The sequence below is a fragment of the Pseudomonas sp. LRF_L74 genome (genome assembly GCF_965644255.1).
Lineage (GTDB): Bacteria > Pseudomonadota > Gammaproteobacteria > Pseudomonadales > Pseudomonadaceae > Aquipseudomonas.
Genome location: NZ_CBFFRH010000008.1, coordinates 114,947 through 134,041, shown reverse-complemented (window position 1 = coordinate 134,041; position 19,095 = coordinate 114,947). Strand labels below are relative to the sequence as shown.

The 19,095-nt window shown below is 63.0% G+C and carries 4 protein-coding genes; 1 reads left to right on the top strand and 3 read right to left on the bottom strand.

What is annotated here, in order from left to right; translation table 11 throughout:
• Positions 1-18 precede the first annotated feature (18 nt).
• From ACSZPK_RS20320 to ACSZPK_RS20310, 3 genes are read right to left on the bottom strand one after another with little or no spacing between them, the layout of a single operon-like run.
• On the bottom strand, positions 19-1,323 hold the full coding sequence (locus ACSZPK_RS20320) for an HlyD family type I secretion periplasmic adaptor subunit (protein WP_437883455.1): 1,305 nt from the start codon (positions 1,321-1,323) through the stop codon (positions 19-21).
• A gap of 43 nt (positions 1,324-1,366) precedes the next feature.
• Positions 1,367-3,523, bottom strand: a complete 2,157-nt coding sequence (locus tag ACSZPK_RS20315; RefSeq protein WP_437883340.1) for a type I secretion system permease/ATPase — start codon at positions 3,521-3,523, stop codon at positions 1,367-1,369.
• A gap of 33 nt (positions 3,524-3,556) precedes the next feature.
• Positions 3,557-4,906 (bottom strand): TolC family outer membrane protein, encoded by a 1,350-nt coding sequence (locus ACSZPK_RS20310; protein WP_437883339.1) that lies wholly within the window; start codon positions 4,904-4,906, stop codon positions 3,557-3,559.
• A 333-nt stretch (positions 4,907-5,239) separates the two neighbouring features.
• Between ACSZPK_RS20310 and ACSZPK_RS20305 the strand changes: the two genes are divergently transcribed.
• Positions 5,240-19,021, top strand: a complete 13,782-nt coding sequence (locus tag ACSZPK_RS20305; protein WP_437883338.1) for a retention module-containing protein — start codon at positions 5,240-5,242, stop codon at positions 19,019-19,021.
• The last annotated feature ends 74 nt before the right edge of the window (positions 19,022-19,095 follow it).

The following is a 19,095-nucleotide window of genomic DNA, read 5'->3' as shown; positions in this document are numbered from 1 at the left end:
GCCGGCCCTGGCGCGAGATCAGCGCTCGCGCAGGGCTTCGGCCTTGGCCCGGATGATCGGCTTGAGCAGGTAGCTGAGAATGCTCTTCTTGCCGGTGATGATGTCCACCGAGGCGACCATGCCAGGAATGATCAACAGCGGTTTTTCGTCCGTGCCCAGGTGGCTTTTGTTGGTGCGCAGCTTGATCACGTAGAAACTGTTGCCCTTGTCGTCGGTGACCGTGTCGGCGCCGATCTGCTCAAGCTCGGCATCGAGTCCGCCATAGATGGTGTAGTCGTAGGCGGTAAACTTGACGATGGCCTTCTGGCCGGGATGGAGGAAGGCGATATCCTGCGGGCGAATGCGCGCCTCCACCAGCAATGAATCATCCAGGGGAACGATCTCGACCAGGTCGCTGCCAGGCTGGATCACGCCACCGATGGTATTGACCAGCAACTGCTTGATGATGCCGCGCACCGGCGAGGTGACCAGGGTCCGGTTGACCCGGTCCTCCAGGGCCTTGCCCGTGGCCTCGGCCTTGTTCAGGTCGGTGCGCGCCTCGTTGAGCTGGGTCAATGCCTCACTGCGAAAGCGCGAGCGGGTCTCGCTGATTTTCTGCTGCACTTCCCTGATCGCCGCCTCGGCCCGCGGGATGGCCAGTTGGGTCGCCTGCAACTGCCCCTGGCTCTCCACCTCGGCCCGCCTGAGGCGCAGGACTTCCACCTGGGAAATCGCGCCCTGGGCGACCAATGGCTCAGAGATGGCGATTTCCTTGCGCAGCAGTTGCAAGCTGCTGCCGTACTGCCCTTGCTTGGACTGGAACTCACGCAGTTCCTGCTGTTTCTGCACCAACTGCGCTTCCAACCCCGCGACTTCATCGTGGAGTTGCTGCTGGCGGCTGCTGAACAGTTCCTCTTCGTTGGCCGCCTGGCTGGAGGCCGACTGGCGCAGTCTATCCGGGATATTCAGATCGCGGCCTTCGACCTCGGCACTCAATCGCTCCACACGCAAGGCCATGGCCTGGCGGTCCGCCTCGGTTTCGCCGACATTGGACTGGAAACGTGTCGGGTCCAGGCGCAGCAGAGGGGCGCCCGCTTCCACGATCTGGCCCTCATGGACGAACATCTCGGAAACGATGCCGCCCTCCAGGTTCTGGATCTTCTGCACCTTCGACGATGGGATGGCCTTGCCCTCCCCGCGCGTCACCTCGTCGATCTGGGCGATGCCCGCCCATAGCAACATGAACAGGACGAAGCCGAGCAGCGCCCAGATGGTCAGGCGCACAATGCGCGGCGCATCCTCGACCAGGGCCTTGCTGACCTCGGGAAGCGGCTGTTCGCGCATGCTCTCGCGGCCGCTGAAATAACTGCGAATGCCGCCATGGATGTCACGCAACACTGATCTGCCCCTTCTTCAAGGCTTCCAAAACCAGTTCCTTGGGCCCGTCGGCGATGATCTGCCCCTTGTCGATGATCAGCAGCCGGTCGACCAGCGACAGCATCGAGGCACGGTGGGTCACCAGCAGTACGGTCTTGTTGGCGATGAAGGCCGTCAGGCGTTGCTTGAGGCGCTCTTCACCGGCGTTGTCCATCGCACTGGTCGGCTCGTCGAGCAGCAGGATCGGCGGGTCCAGTAACAGCGCCCGGGCCATGGCCACGTTCTGCCGCTGCCCGCCGGAGAGGTTCTGCCCCCGCTCGCCGACCTGCAGGTCGTAGCCCTGCGGGTGCAAACGCACGAACTCGTGGACCCCGGACAGCTCGGCGGCCTGCAGCACCAGCTCATCCTCGACGTAGCGCGCCCCCGACACCAGGTTGTCGCGCAAGGTGCCACTGAGCAACTGGATGTCCTGGGGCACGTAGCCGACGTTATGGCGCAGGTCGCTGACATCCAGTTGGCGCATGTCGATGCCGTCGACCAGCAGGCTACCCTCGTCCGCCTCGTACAGGCCGACGATCAGCTTGGCCAGGGAGCTCTTGCCCGAGCCGCTGCGACCGACGATGCCGACTTTTTCACCGGGCCGGATCACCAGGTTGATGCCCTTGAGCGCGGGCGACTGCTGGGTCGGGTAGGTGAAATGCAACTGGCGCATCTCGATCGCGCCTTGCAGGGTGCGTCGCGACAGCGGTCGCTCGCCGATGTCGCGCTCCTGGGGCAAACCCATCATGTGATTGACCGAATGCATGGTCAGGCGCGCCTGCTGATAACGGGTGATCAGCCCGGACAACTGGGCCAGCGGACCAAGCGCGCGACCGTTGAGCATGTAGCAGGCGATCAGCCCCCCCATGCTCAGCTTGCCATCGATGATCAGGTACACCCCGGCGACGATCACCACCACCCCGGCCAGGGCCTGGATGGCCATGGTCAGGTTCAGCGACAGGCTCGACAGCATTTTCACCCGCAACTCGAGGCGACTGAGGGTACCGATGGTCTGCTCCCACAGGTACTGGCGCTCGCTCTCGGCGTTGTTGACCTTGACCGCATCGAGGCCGGACAGGGTTTCGATCAGGCTGGACTGGCGCTCGGCGGCCAGCGCCATGGTCCGGTCCATGGTTTCCACCAGTGGTTTCTGCAACAGCCAGCCGAGGCTCGCGGCGAGGATGAAAGCGAACACCGGAATCCAGACCAGATGACCGCCAAGCAGGCCGATCACCAGCAGGATGAGCACGGTGAACGGCAGGTCGATGACGCTGGTCATCGTCAACGAGGCGAGGAAATCGCGCAGTGTCTGGAACTCATGGATGTTCTGGGCGAAGCTGCCGACGCGTGCCGGTCGGTGTTTCATGGTCATGCCGACGATGCGTTCGAACAGCGTCGCGGAGATGATCAGGTCGGTCTTCTTGCCCGCCAGATCGAGGCACAGGCCACGCATGGTCTTGAGCAACAGATCGAACAGATAGGCGCCGGAAATGCCGATCGCCAGGACCCACAGGGTCGATTCCGCCTGGTTCGGCACCACGCGGTCATACACGTTCATGACGAACAGCGGCGCGCCGAGACCGATCAGGTTGATCAACAGGCTGGCCGCCACCGCATCGATGTACAGCCAGCGTGAGCGACGCAGGGTGTCGCGGAACCAGTGCTTGACCCGGGGAATGAGCTCGCCGTGGCTCAAGTCGAACTTGTGCTGAGGCTGGGCGAAGAACACCTGGCCCGTGTAGTCCTCGGCCAGCAACTCACGACCGACCCGCACCTCGCCACCGTCGCTCTCGCTGAGCAGCAGGCGCGCGCCGCCATTTTCATCCCAACCGAGCAATACCGCGCAGCGCCCTTCCTTGAGCAACAACAGCGCGGGCATGGCAATGGCGGGGATCTGCTCCAGACGGCGTTGCAGAATGCGCCCCTGCAACCCTGCCCGCGCCGCCGCGCGCGGCAACAACTCGGGAGTCAGACGCTGCCCCGGTAAGGGCAGGCCACTGGTGAGCATGGCTCGGCTGGCCGGTTTCTGGTGGTGGACGCATAGCGCCAGGAGGCTGTCCAGCAGCGGGTCATCGAGATGACCGCGTGGATCATCAGGGGTGTTGGCAATCTTCGATTCTTGATCCACGCGTCACACTCTTGCTTGCACGTTGCAGGGAAGTCAGTTCAAACCCGGCAGCGCTATCCTCGGCTTCAATTCGGACTGCACCACCGCCGCCATCGGCGCCACCACGCCCTGGCTCTTGAGCAACTCGCCCAGGGTCGCCTTGAGGCGGTACTGGGTGAACAACTCGGTGTAACGGATATCGGCCAGACGCCGGGCCGCAGTGAACTGCTCGTTCTCGCTGTCCAGCAGGTCCAGCAGGGTACGCTCACCGATGCTGAATTGCTTCTGGTACGACTCGCGCACACGAGAACTGTAGTCGACATATTGCTGGGCGATGGGCAATTGGGCCCGGGCATTGTTCAGCGCGTTCCAGGCCAGGCCAAGCTCCTCGTTGAGCTGGCGCAGCGCGTTGTTGCGAATGTCCAGGGCCTGGCCAGCCTCGTAGGAACGGGCTTCCAGGGTCGCCTTGTCGCTGCCGCCGGAGAACAGGTTGTACTGCATGCGCACCATGGCCTGCCATTCATTGGAGTGGCCATTCTCGCCATCGAGATCGTTGTCGGCATTGCGCGACAACTCGGCATCGAAACGCGGATAGAAGGTGGACTTGGCTGCATCGTACTGTTTCTCGGCCGCGGCCACGTCGGACTCGGCCGAACGCAGCACCGGACTGTTGGCCAGCAGATCCTGGCGGGCCTGTTCCAGGCTCTCCGGCAACTGGCCAGCGAGGCCGGCCGGTTCGACCAGATCGGCGGGATCGACCCCGACGGCGCTGTAGAAGTTGGTGCGGGCATCGGCCAGGTTGGTCTGCTCGGTAATCAGATTATTGCGAGCCTGGGCCAGACGCGCCTCGGCCTGGTCCTGGTCGGCCAGGCGCCCGACGCCGCGCTGGCTGCGCAGGCTGATCTGGTCGTAGATGCGCTCGTGGCTCTTGAGGTTTTCCTCGGCCAGGCGCACCAGTTCCTGCTCGCGCACCAAGGCGATGTAGACCTGGGCAACGGTCAGTGCCGTGCGCTCTGAAGTCCCGAGCAGAGAATAGGCGCGGGAGTTGACCGTGGCCTGCTGGCGCCCAACCTCGCTGGAGGTGGCGAAGCCATCGAAGATCATCTGGCGCAGCCGAATGCTCGACTCGCCACGGTCGAGGGTACGCCAGTCATAGCCTGCCGCTCGGCTCGTCGTGTTGTCGGTGCCTTCACGGCCATAGCCAGCCAGCACGTCGACGCGTGGCAAATAGCCGCCCCTGGCCGCTTTGAGTTGATAGTCAGCCGCCAGACGGCCATTTACACCCGCTTGAACTTCCGGATGATTTTCCAGAGCTTTCTGCATGGCTTCGGTAAGGGTCTGGGCATGCAGATGAGATGAAACGACCAGGGCTAAAGGCAGGGACAAGGCAAAGCGCAGACGCATGGTAATGGCTCCCGAAAGGACCGATTGATCAGACAGATAAGGCAGGAAATACATGTCATTGAAATGGCGTCAATCTAACCGACGAACTAATCAAATTCGCTGCATAAGACTAATTTGAAAAAAGCACGCCGCTGAGCAAATATCAATCTGCCATCACCCATGAATTGTTAAATGTGTCATTCGCCCTGTCAATCGCCTGGCTCTTTAATTCTCTCACGAGCATAAAGCCAATAAATTGGCATCTCACCCTCCGATAAGAAGCGTCTACTTTTTTAACCATGCCTGTCCTTGCCCCCGAATCGGCCAGGACGTATAGCCTCAGGAGAAACACCGATGAGCAGCGTCATCGCAGTCGTCAAAAGCGTAATAGGTCAAGTCGTCGCTGTTTCTCCTGAAGGTAGCCGTCGTGTGCTGGTAGAGGGTGATCGGATCTATCAGGGCGATCAGGTGGAAACTGGCGCGGCCGGCATGATTACGCTGCAGTTGAGCGACGGCCGCCTGGTCGACCTGGGGCGCGATACGCACTGGAATACCGCGGCAGTGGCCCAGCCGGAAGGCACCGAACAAGCCGCCCAGGCACCGAGCACCGCTGAGCTGCAAAAAGCCATCGCCGCCGGCCTGGACCCGACCCAGGCCTTCGAAGCGCCGGCGGCTGGCGGTGACGCCACCGGCGGCACTGGCGCCGCCGGTGGCAGCCGTTCGTTCGTCATGCTCGACGCCACAGCCGAGCGCGTCGATCCCCAGATTGGCTACGCGACCCAGGGGCTGGCCTTCGACGGCGCCGCCCTGGAAGAAAACCGCGACCCGTTGGCGAGCAATGCCGCACCTCGCTTCATCGATGGCAATGGCAACACGATCAGTTCGTTGAACGTCACCACAGACGAAGACGAGAGCTACCAAGGCAGCCTTGCCACGCGCGACGCCAACGGAGACACGATCACCTACAGCGTCACTACCAACCCGGGCAACGGCACCCTGGTGCTCAATCCGGATGGCACTTGGGTCTACACCCCCAACCAGGACTACAACGGCCAGGACAGCTTCCAGGTCACGGTGACAGACAGTCGCGGCGCGTCTTCCCAGCTCGTCGTCAATGTCGGCGTCACGCCGGTCAACGATGCGCCGGTAGCCAATACCGTGACACCGGTCGATCTGCTCGATACCAGCGCCAACGATAGCTACCAGCCGATCACCGGCCAGCTCACGGCGACTGATGTCGATGACACCGAGCTGACCTGGAGCGGCAGCAACAAAGGCGCCTATGGGGAGCTGACCGTCAATCCGGATGGCAGCTACAGCTATGTAGTCGACGCCACGGCGGTCAATGCACTGGCCGATGGCGAACAGGCCAGCGAAAACTTCGTGGTGACCGTGCGCGACCCCTCCGGCGCCAGTGACAGCCAGGTCATTACCATCAACCTGGTGGGCGCCAACGACACGCCAACCGCCAGTGCGAGTACCGCTGCCGTCAACGAAGACCAGCGTATCAATGGCGCCCTGTCCGGCAGCGATGCGGACAACGGCGCCGTATTGACCTACACCGTCGATGGCAAGGCGCCCGATGGATTCACCCTGGCGGCTGACGGTACCTGGAGCCTCGACGCCAGTGGCAGCACCTACCAGGCGCTCGCCCAGAACCAGACCACCACGCTGACCATCAACTACCTGGTCACCGACGAACATGGCGCCCAGGCCAGCAGTAGCCTGACCATTACCGTGACCGGGGTTAACGACCCGGCGATTCTCGGCAGCGCCGACGTGCAGTTGACCGAAAGCAACGCACCGCTGACCACCCGTGGCACCTTGAGCATCAGCGACATCGACAGCCCAGCCACCTTCGTCGCGCAGAATAACGTTGCCGGCCAGTACGGCACCTTCAACATCGATGCGGCCGGCAACTGGACCTACACCGCCAATTCCGCCTACAACGAACTGAACGTCGGCGACACGCTCAGCGAGTCCTTCAAGGTAACCAGTGCCGACGGTACCGAAACCAGCGTCAGCGTCACCATCAACGGCAGCAACGATGCGCCTGTAGGTGTTGCCGACCGTGTCAGCCTGGACGAAGACAGCGTCGCCCGTGGCAACGTGCTGGGCAACGACCACGACGTCGATAGCAACACCCTCAGTGTCACCCAGTTCAACGTCACGGGGCTTGCGCAGTTGAGCGCCAGGGCCGGAGAAACCCTGAATCTGCTCGCCGGCAAACTGACCATCCAGGCCAACGGCGACTATGTATTCGAACCGGCCGCCAACTATGCCGGCCCGGTGCCATCGATCACCTACACCCTCAGCGATGGCAACCTCAGCGCAACCAGCACGCTCGATTTCTCCATCCGGCCGGTCAACGATGCCCCGGTCAACCAGGTCCCCGGCGGCCAATCCCTGAACGAGGATGGCAGCAAGACCTTCAGCCTGCTGAACGGCAACAGCATTGCCGTCAGCGACGTGGACGGCGACCGCCTGAGCACCACCCTATCGGTGCAGCATGGCGCGCTGAACCTTGGCCCCAACACCCAGGGGGTGACGTTCAGTGGCAATGGCAGCTCCAGCATCACCCTCTCAGGCAGCCAGGCCGCCATCAACCTGGCCCTGCAGGGCCTGAAATACGTGCCCGCAGCCAACTACAACGGCCAGGACCAACTGACCATCGAGACCACCGACGGTACCCTGAGCGACCGCGACAGCATCGCCCTGACCATCAATCCGGTAAACGACGCGCCCCAGGCAAGCCCGAGCGAAGCGCATACCAGCGAGGACGCCCCGGCAATCGGCGGCAACCTGATCGCCAGCGATATCGACGGCGACAGCCTGACCTTCAGCCTCAGCGGCGCAACGCCGCCGGGTTTCAGCCTGAAGCCCGATGGCAGTTGGACCTTCGACCCGAGCGTTGCCGCCTACCAGGCCCTCGGCCAGGGCGCCCAGCAGGTCATCAGCATTCCGTTCAGCGTCAGCGATGGCAGCCTCTCGGCGAGCAGCACCCTGACCCTGACCATCACCGGCGTCAACGACCGCCCGGTGGTCAGCGCCGCTATCGATTTCAGCACCCATGAAGACGCACCGCGCCAGGTGCTCGACCTGCTGAGCAACGCCAGCGATCCCGACCGGGGCGATGTACTGAAAGTCGAAAACCTCCAGGAAACCGGCAAGCAGGACAGCGGTGGCGTCAGCCTCAGTGGCAACACGCTGCAGATCGACCCGTCGCACTACAACTACCTGTCCAGTGGCGAGCAGGTCGAGCTGAAATTCACCTATGACATCAGCGACGGCAAAGGCGGCGTCACCTCGACCAGCGCAATCATCGTCATCGAGGGTCGCAACGACGCGCCGGTGGTGACCGACAAGCAGGTCACCGTCGCCGAGGACAGCCACGGTACACCGCTGAACATCGCCGCACCGACCGACGTCGACATTCACGACACGCTGCTCATCAACGTCAGCGGCCTGCCCACTGTCGGCACTGTCACCCTGGCTGATGGCACGCTGGTCAGCAACGGCCAGAGCCTGACCCTGGAACAACTGCAAGGCTTGAAATATGACGGCCCGGCCGACTATAAGCCTGGCGATCCGGTGGGTGAGTTCACCTACACCGTCAACGACGGCACCACCCAGGTCGAAGGCCGGGTCAGCCTTGGCGTGACACCGCTGAACGATGCGCCGAAGGCCGAAAACGTGAGCGCCAGCGGCAGCGAAGACCCGGCGCAACGCATTCAGGTCACCTTGGCCGGCAGCGACGTAGACGGCAGCGTGAGCGGCTACCGCATCGAATCCCTGCCTGCCCATGGCACTCTCTATGCCAATGCCTCCGGCGGTGTCGCGCTGCTTGTCGGCGCCACGGTATCAGGGCCGGTCTACTTCGTTCCGGACGCCGACTGGAATGGCAATACCGGCTTCCAATTCAAGGCCATCGATGACCAGGGCGCAATTTCCGATAACACGGCAACCGCCAGCATCCATATCGATGCGGTCAACGACGCACCGACGGCCACACCGATCATCGAGTCGACCAACGAGGACGCCAGTGCCTTCTTCGTCAACCTGCTGTCCACCGCCAACGATGTAGACGGCGACAGCCTGAGCGTCAGCAACCTGCAGGTGAGCGGCGATGCCCGTGGCGTGGTCTTCATCCCAGCCGGCAACAACCTCTACGTCGACCCATCGGCCTACAACTACCTCGGCCGGGGCGAAAGCGTCACGCTGCGGTACAGCTATGACATCACCGATGGCAACGGCGGTGTGACCCGCAACACCGCGACCCTGACCATCGCTGGCCGTAACGACGCCCCGGTGATGGAGAGTGACGGCGTGGCACTGAAAGGCCAGGCCCTGCCCAACCACAGCATCCCGTCAGCCATCAACCTGGATGGCACCTTCGTGACGGGCACCAATCCAGACGTCCAGGACGCCGCCGGTACGCCCTTTGTATCGGTCCATGCCACGGGTGCGGGAGCCGCGGACTACTACGCCTTTACCGTCACCCAAAGCGATACCCGGGTAGTTTTCGACATCGATTATGCCAACGAAGGCGGCTTCGACTCCGTACTCACCCTGGTCGATGCAACCGGCAAGATCATCGCCTACAACGACGACAATCCCGCTAGAGATCCTGGCAGCGTGAGCGGCACCGACTCCCGCCTCGTCTATACCTTCCCCGACGCGGGCACCTACTACATCGTCGTCACCAACTTCACCCAGAACATCGTCCCCGCTGGCGCGACCTATCAGCTCCAGATATCGCTGCCGAACGCGGTCATGATGGCGCCCAATGGCATCACCGAACGTGCCGATGGCAGCGCCAATGAAAATACCGGCGAGCTGACCACCAGCGGCATGATCGGTTTTTCCGATGCCGACCTGAGCGACACGCACACCACCAGTTCCACCCTGCTCTCGGCGACCGACTCGAAAAACGGCGCCGTCACCGGCATCGGCACGCTGACGCCGGTCATCAGCAGTGATACCGATGGCAAGGGCGTGATCACCTGGACCTACAGCGTCGCCGCCGGTGCGCTGGACCACCTCGCGGCCGGGCAAACCATCACCCTGGTCTATCAGGTCAGTGTCTCCGACGGCGTTGCGAGCACCAGCAAGAATGTCACCCTGACCCTGACCGGCACCAATGATGTCGCCATCATCGGTGGCGCCAGCAGCGCCCAGGTCACTGAAGACAGCAACGACAGCGTGCTCAGCGCCAGTGGCACACTGACGGTTGACGATGTCGACGACGGCGAATCCGCGTTCATCGCCGGAGCGGCGACAGCGCAAGGCAATACCCTGGGCAGCCTGAGCATCGATTCAGCCGGTGCCTGGACCTATACGGTCGACAACGCCAAGGTCCAATACCTCGGCGATGGCCAGCAGCGCGTCGAGCAATTCACCGTCAAGAGCCTCGACGGTACGGAAAAGACCATCAGCATCACGATCAACGGCACCAACGACGCGGCGCAGATCAGCGGCACCAGCACCGGCGCGGTCACCGAGGACCGCAGCGTCAATCAGGCGGGCCAGCTGACCAGCAGCGGCACCCTGACCGTCAGCGATGCCGACCAGGGGCAATCCGCCTTCACCGCCGGCAACGGCACGCCGATCAGCACCAACCTCGGCAACCTGAGCATCGATGCCGAGGGCCACTGGAGCTACGCCGTCGACAACAGCGCCGTGCAATACCTGGCGGCCGGCCAGACCCGGGTGGAGGCATTCACCGTCACCAGCGTCGATGGCACCGCGAAAACCATCAGTGTCACCATCACCGGCACCAACGACGCCCCGGTGATCAACACCGCCACTTCGACCCTCAGCGGCCAGATCACCGAGCGTACAGATGGCGTTACCGGTGAAAATGACGGCGACCTGAGTGCCAGCGGCACCCTCCGCTTCAGTGACGTCGATCTCGCGGACAGCCACACCGCCACCGTCCGCCTGGTTTCCGCCAACGACTCGCGCAACGGCGCGGTCAGCGACATCGGCACCTTCACCCCGACCGTAAGCAGCCAGGGCGTCGTCACCTGGACCTTCACCGTCGCCGCCGGCGCCCTGGATCATCTGGCCGCCGGGCAGACCGTTACCCAGATCTATGCGGTCACCCTTTCCGATGGCAACAACGGCACGGCCACCCAGAACATCAGCGTCACCCTCACCGGCACCAATGATGTCGCTCAGATCAGCGGTGTCAGCACCGGCGCAGTGACCCAGGACAACGATGCCGCCAGCGGCCAGCTCACCACCACCGGCAAGCTGGAGGTCGCCGATGTCGACGATGGCGAGTCCGCCTTCAGCCCCGGCAACGGCGCACCGGTCGGCACCGTACTCGGCAGCCTGAGCATCGATGCCAACGGCAACTGGAGCTATTCCGTCGACAACGCCAAGGTCCAATACCTCGGCGATGGCCAGCAGCGCGTCGAGCAATTCACCGTCAAGAGCCTCGACGGTACGGAAAAGACCATCAGCATCACGATCAACGGCACCAACGACGCGGCGCAGATCAGCGGCACCAGCACCGGCGCGGTCACCGAGGACCGCAGCGTCAATCAGGCGGGCCAGCTGACCAGCAGCGGCACCCTGACCGTCAGCGATGCCGACCAGGGGCAATCCGCCTTCACCGCCGGCAACGGCACGCCGATCAGCACCAACCTCGGCAACCTGAGCATCGATGCCGAGGGCCACTGGAGCTACGCCGTCGACAACAGCGCCGTGCAATACCTGGCGGCCGGCCAGACCCGGGTGGAGGCATTCACCGTCACCAGCGTCGATGGCACCGCGAAAACCATCAGTGTCACCATCACCGGCACCAACGACGCCCCGGTGATCAACACCGCCACTTCGACCCTCAGCGGCCAGATCACCGAGCGTACAGATGGCGTTACCGGTGAAAATGACGGCGACCTGAGTGCCAGCGGCACCCTCCGTTTCAGTGACGTCGACCTCACGGACAGCCACACCGCCACCTTCCGCCTGGTTTCGGCCACCGATTCCAGCACCCATGCCAGCACCACCGCGCTGGGTAGCTTTACGCCGACCCTGGTCGAGGCCAACGGCAGCGGAACGGTGGCCTGGAGCTACACGGTCGCCGCCGGAGCCCTGGACTATCTGGCAGCCGGCCAGACCATAACCCAGGTCTACGAGGTCACCATTGCCGACAACAAGAACGGTAGCGTCACTCAGAACGTCACGATCACCCTGGTCGGCACCAACGACGCCCCGGTCATAGCCAGCAGCGGCAACCAGGTAACCGGCGCCCTGACCGAACGCACCGACGGCTCGAGCAACGAGAACGTCGGCAACCTGACCACCAGCGGAACCATCGGTTTCTCCGACGCCGACCGCATCGACAGCCATAGCGTCAGTATCAGCCTGGTCTCGGCCACCGACTCGAAGACCGGCGCCAGCAACACCGCGCTGGGCAACCTGACGTACAGCCTGAGCGAGTCCGCCGGCAATGGCAGTGTCGCCTGGAACTTCAGCGTAGCCGCCGCCAGTCTCGATTACCTGGCCGCGGGGCAGACCGTTACCCAGGTCTATGCCGTCAAGATCGACGATGGCAAGGGCGGCACCACTAGCCAGAATGTCACCATCACCCTGGTCGGCACCAACGATGCGCCAGTCGTCAGCAGCAACAGCATCACCGCCACCGAGCAATCGAGCACGCTGGTCAGCCTGGGGCTCAGCGCCCCAACCGACGTCGACATCGCCGACACCCTGACCATCAAGGTCAGCGGCCTGCCGACCCTGGGCACGGTGTTGCTCGCCAACGGCACGGTGGTCAGCAATGGCCAGACCCTGACCGTGGCCCAGCTCACCGGCCTGCAGTACAAGGCGCCGACCGACTATATCGCCGGGCAGAAAGTCGGCGACTTCACCTACACCGTCACCGACAGCAGCGGTGCCAGCAACGCGACCAGCACCGGCAAGGTCACCATTAGCGTCACGCCGGTCAACGACGCGCCAGTCGCGGTCAACGATGGTCCCATCATCACGGGCCTGCAGGGCAACTACTACGGCTACAAGGAAGGCGCGGCCCTCGATGGCAACAACCTGAGCGACCTGGCCGGGGTGCGTGAGTTCATTGCCACGCACAACCCGAACGCAACCTTCACCGCCACCTCGCTGAACTACGGCAACGCCATCAGCAACAACCTGGGGACCAGCGGCAACCTGGCGAAATTCCTCGGCAGCACCGACGCGGCATCGATCAAGGCCAGCTCGCTGGGCCTGGGTACGACCTCCGATGCGATCATCCAGCTAAAGGGCGAGGTCAAGCTCGATCAAGGCACCAGCTACAAGCTGAAAGTCACCGCTGATGACGGCTACAGCATCCTCATCGACGGCAAGGTGGTCGCCGAGTACAACGCCAACCAGAGTCCGACCACGCGCACTTCTGACACGTTCACCATCAGCGAGAGCGGCGTCCACAGCATCGAGATCATCTACTGGGACCAGGGCGGCCAGGCCCAGCTCAAGGTCGAGATCAGTAGCGACGGCGGCAATACCTATAGCGTCCTGGGCGGCAGCGCCCTCGCCTTCAGCAACGGTGACCTGGTCACCAACGAAGACACCAGCCTGACCATCGCGGCCAAGACCCTGCTGGTCAATGACAGCGATGCCGACGGCGATCCCCTGACCATCAACAGCGTCAGCAATGGCGTGGGCGGAACGGTCACGCTGGTGAACGGCAATGTGCTGTTCACGCCCACGGAAAACTTCAACGGCACGGCCTCCTTCACCTACACCGTGAAAGACCCCAGCGGCGCGGTCAGCCAGCCCGCTACCGTGCAGATCCAGGTCAACCCGGTCAACGACGCGCCAACCAGCCAGGACAATAGCGTCTCGGTCGGGGTCGGCGGCAAGACCTTCGCCGCCTCCGACTTCGCCTTCTCTGACGTGGACAGCGGCGACTCGCTCAAGGCCGTGCGCATCGATAGCCTGCCAAGCGGTGGCAGCCTGACCCTGAACGGCACCCCCGTGGCAACGGGGGCGCTGATCCCGGCTGCCAGCCTCGGCAATCTGACCTTCACCCCGGCAGCGGGCAGCGGTGGCGACAGTTCGTTCAAATTCTCGGTGCAGGACCAGTCCAGCGCATTCTCCGCCAACAGCTACACCATGACCCTCAAGGATGCCGTGGCGCCGACCGTTACCGGCATCACCCTCTCCGACAGCGCCTTGCAGGCGGGTGAAACCGCGACAGTGTCCATCACCTTCTCGGAGAAGGTCACGGGCTTCGACAACAACGATGTCACCGTGCAGAACGGCACGCTCGGCACCTTGAACAGCGTTGACGGCGGCAAGACCTGGACCGCGCTCTTCACACCCAATACCAATGTCGAAAGCGCGCAGAACCTGATCAAGGTCGTCGACAAGTCCTATACCGACACAGTCGGTAACCTGGGCTCAGGTGCCAGCGGCAGCAACTACAGCATCGACACCAAGGCCCCGACCGCGACCATCGTCATGGCCGATACCGCCCTGAAGATCGGCGAGACCTCGCTGGTCACCATCACCTTCTCCGAGCCGGTCACCCGCTTCGATAACAGCGATGTCACCGTGCAGAATGGCACCCTCAGTACACTGAGCAGCAACGATGGCGGCAAGACCTGGACCGGCACCTTCACCCCAGCCAGCAATATCGAGAACACCAGCAATACCATTACCATCGCCGACAACACCTACACCGACCTGGCCGGCAACCTGGGCAGCGGTGCCAGCACCGGCTATAGCATCGATACCAAGGCACCGACCACGGCCATCGCCATCACGGCGATCTCCGAAGACACCGGCACGCCAGGCGATTTCATCACCCGCGACCAGACGCTGACCGTCAGCGGCTCCGTTGGCACGCTGAGTTCCAGCGAACACGCGCAGATCAGCATCGACAACGGCGCCACCTGGAGCGAACTCAGCGTCAGCAACGGCACCTGGAGCTACGTCGACGGCCGCACCCTGTCCCTTGGCGAACACACCTATCAAGTCCGCGTGGTCGACGACGCGGGCAACCAGGGCAACCAGGCCAGCCAGGTGGTCACCATCACCGCCAACCATAATCCGGTAGCGCTCAACGACCCGGGCACCGGCACGGGGCTCAGCGGGCAGTACTATGCCTACCACGAGACCGGCACCTCGACGGTCGCCAACGACGGTGCCAACCTGACCTCACTGAGTCAGGTCAACACCTTCATCGCCAACAACGCCCCGGATGCGACCTTCATCGCCAAGAACCTCAGCTATTCGCTGAACGACGGCGACCTGGGCGGCAACAATAACCTGCGCACATTCCTCGGCAGCGATGCCAGTTCGTTGAATACCACCCCGGAGAACAGCAGCGATGCCATCGTCCGCCTGGCCGGTACGCTGCAACTGAATGCGGGCGACTACCAATTCACCGTGCGTGCCGACGACGGCTACAGCATCGCCATCGACGGCGTGATCGTCGCCAAGTTCGACGGCATCCAGTCCCCCAGCACCAATAATGGCTCTTTCACCATTACGGAGTCCGGCGCGCACAGCATCGAGATCATCTACTGGGATCAGGGCGGCCAGGCCGTATTCCAGCCGACCTTGAGCTTCAACGGCGGCACCGCGCAAACACTTGGCGCCTTCTCCCCGACCCAGGAGAACAGCGCGCTGGTGACCAAGGAAGACACCACGCTGACCATCAAGACCACGACACTGCTGGCCAATGACAGCGATGCCGACGGCGACCAGTTGAGCATCACCGCAGTGGGCAACCCGACCCACGGTACGGTTCAACTGCAAGGAAACAACGTGCTGTTCACACCGGAGGCGAACTACTACGGCCCGGCCACCTTCACCTACACCATTTCCGATGGTCACGGAGGAACCAGCAGCGCGACCGTGACGGTCAACGTCAATGCGGTGAACGATGCGCCGGTCGCAGCCAACGATACCGGCAACGTGAGTCAGGACGCGACGATCACCGTCAGCGCAGCCAATGGCGTGATCCTCGGCACCGGCAAGGACACCGATGTCGATGGCGACAGCCTCACGGTCAGCGCGGTCCGCACCGGCCCTGAAAGCAGTGCTACCGGCACTACCTCGGGCACCGTCGGCAGCACCCTCGCCGGCACTTACGGCACCCTGACCCTCCGGGCCGATGGCTCCTATACCTACGTAGCCAGCAATGCCAAGGCCCTGGCCAAGGATGTCGTCGCCCAGGACGTGTTCACCTACACCGTCTCCGACGGCAAGGGTGGCAGCGATACCGCGACCCTGACCATCAACGTCACCGGTACCAACGACGCACCGGTTGCGGCCAATGACACAGGCAGCGTCAATGAAGACGCCACCCTCACCGTCAGCGCAGCCAATGGCGTGATCCTCGGCACCGGCAAGGACACCGACGTCGATGGCGACAGCCTCACGGTCAGCGCGGTACGCACCGGCCCTGAGAGCAGCGCGACCGGCACTACCTCGGGCACTGTCGGCAGCGCCCTCGCTGGCACTTACGGCACCCTGACCCTCCGGGCCGATGGCTCCTATACCTACGTAGCCAGCAATGCCAATGCCCTGGCCAAGGATGTCGTCGCCCAGGACGTATTCACCTACACCGTCTCCGACGGCAAGGGCGGCAGCGATACCGCGACCCTGACCATCAGCGTCACCGGTACCAACGATGCGCCCGTAAACTCGATACCAAGCGCCGAGCAGCCAACCAACGAAGACACCGCACTGGTGTTCTCCACAGCCAAGGGCAACGCCATCACCGTCAGCGACGTGGACATCGGCAACGGCTCCTTGAGCGTGACCCTGAGCGCCACCCACGGCATTCTCAACCTGGGCTCGGTCAGCGGCGTCAGCGTAACGGGCAACGGCAGCGCATCGGTGACCCTGACCGGCACCCAGAGTGCGATCAATACCGCCCTGAACGGCACCAGTTTCACCCCGAGCAATAACTACAGCGGTGCGGCAGCCATCACGGTGACCACCAGCGACGGCCAGAGCACGGATGTGGACACCATCACCCTGAAAGTGGATGCCGTGGCAGATGCGCCAACGCTGGTGACCAGCTCGCAAACCATCACCGGCAGTACCACAAGCAGCAACCCGCTGCCGGCGAGCACAGGCCTGACGCTGCAGTACTACGAGCATATCCAGGCCCTGGACAAGAACAACGCCAACAACATCAATACCGTGGAGACCGGCGTGGAGGGAACCACGGCGACCAGAACCACTACGGCCAACGACGTATCGATCAGCTCGATCACTGAAGATGATGCCTACCGCTACACCGGCCTGGTTTATCTGGAAGCAGGTCACTCCTACACCGTGAGCGGATACCGCGACGACACCCTGCTGGTCAAGCTGGGGGGCACGTCGGTCTATGCCGTTGGTTACAACAACTACGGCAGCATGAGCGGCACGACCCTGAACGTCACCACCACGGGGTATTACACCCTCGAAGTGATCGCCTACAACGGCGACGGTATCGGCTCCCTGGACCTGAACATGTCGGTCGACGGCAAGACCGCCGTCGATCTGAACACGACCAACTTCCACCTCTACACCGGCACCTCGAGCATCACCGCGAACGGTACCGTGATCGGTGCCCTGGTGACCAATGGCGACGGTGGCTACTACCCGGCCCAGGCCGCCGGCGCAGAGGACAGCTACATCTCGCTGGGTAAGATTTCCGCGACGCTCAACGACAGCGACGGCTCCGAAACGCTGTCCATCGTGATCTCGGCGATTCCGGCTGGCGCGACCCTGAGCGATGGAACCAACAGCTTCCTGTCGACCAGTTCGGGAACCTCGGTGAACGTCACCACCTGGAACCTGAACAACCTGAAATTGCTACCGACCAGCGACTTCAGCGGTACGCTGAACCTGACCGTGACGACAACCGCGACCGAAGCCAATGGCTCCAAAGCCAGCAGCGTCGCCACCCTGCCCGTCAACGTGACCCCGGTTGCCGATGCGCCGAGACTGGTTGCACCGAACGCGATCAGCGTGGTCGCCAGTGGCGGTAACAGTGACGTGGTTTACCGAACCGTCGCGATGCCTATCCTGGCCTCGCTGGGCGATGGTTCGGAGATCCTGACGGTGGTGGTATCGAGCCTGCTGTCCGGGGTCACCCTGAGCGACGGCACGAATACATTCACTGCAAACAACAGCACGACCAGCAAGGACGTTTCGAACTGGAATCTGCAGAACCTGCAGGTCATCGTGCCGGCAGGCCTGGATACCACCGACGTCATCACCGTTACGGCTACGTCCACGGAGAGCAATGGCAGCACCAGCTCCGTGAGCCGTAATGTGACGCTCTATGCCGACTACACCACGAATTCGTTCACTAACAACAACGGCGGCACCGGTGACGATCTCATCAATGTGAATAACTCCACCAGTCGCTCTGGAGGCAGCGGCGACGACTTGATGATCGGCAACAGCTCGGACAACACCATGTCGGGTGGCGATGGCAACGACGTCCTGCAAGGAAACGGCGGCAACGATACCCTCAATGGCGATGCGGGCAATGATCGACTCGAAGGCGGTGCCGGTGACGATGTCCTCAATGGAGGGGACGGCGACGACTATCTGGATGGCGGTACCGGCAACGACGTGCTCAACGGCGGAGACGGCAACGATTACCTGGTAGGCGGCGCTGGTAACGACACACTCAACGGCGATAAGGGCGATGACATCCTCATCGGTGGCGCGGGCAACGACATCCTCAATGGCGGCGATGGCAACGACATCCTGATCGGCGGATCAGGCAACGACACCCTGACCGGTGGCGCGGGCAACAACCTGTTCATCTGGAAGAGTGGCGATACGGGCTCGGCGACCATCACCGATTTCGTGGTGGGCTCCAGCGGGACCAATCCGAGCAACGGCAACGGCGACCGCATCGACCTCAGTGATCTGCTGCAAGGCGAGAACGACGGCAACATCCTCAACTACATCCATGTCGATGTCGCCTCCTCCACCTTGCAGATCAGCACGACCGGGGCACTGAACGCAGATGCCAGCAACGCCGATGTCACGATCAAGCTGGAAAACAACGGCCATGCGGTGGACCTGTCCGGCTTCGGCTCGACCTCCTCGCAGATCGTCAACTCGCTGATCGCCGGCGCCGATCCGCTGGTCAAGGTCGACCACAGCTGATAGCGGATGCCTGCGGGGTCGCCAAACGACCGCGCAGGCGCTTTACTGTCGCCATGCGCGCCCGGATCGCTTCG

Bases quoted from the DNA above. Each gene is read 5' to 3' on its own strand.
- ACSZPK_RS20320 (WP_437883455.1), bottom strand. From the start codon at position 1,323: ATGCGCGAACAGCCGCTTCCCGAGGTCAGCAAGGCCCTGGTCGAGGAT.
- ACSZPK_RS20310 (WP_437883339.1), bottom strand. From the start codon at position 4,906: ATGCGTCTGCGCTTTGCCTTGTCCCTGCCTTTAGCCCTGGTCGTTTCA.
- ACSZPK_RS20305 (WP_437883338.1), top strand. From the start codon at position 5,240: ATGAGCAGCGTCATCGCAGTCGTCAAAAGCGTAATAGGTCAAGTCGTC.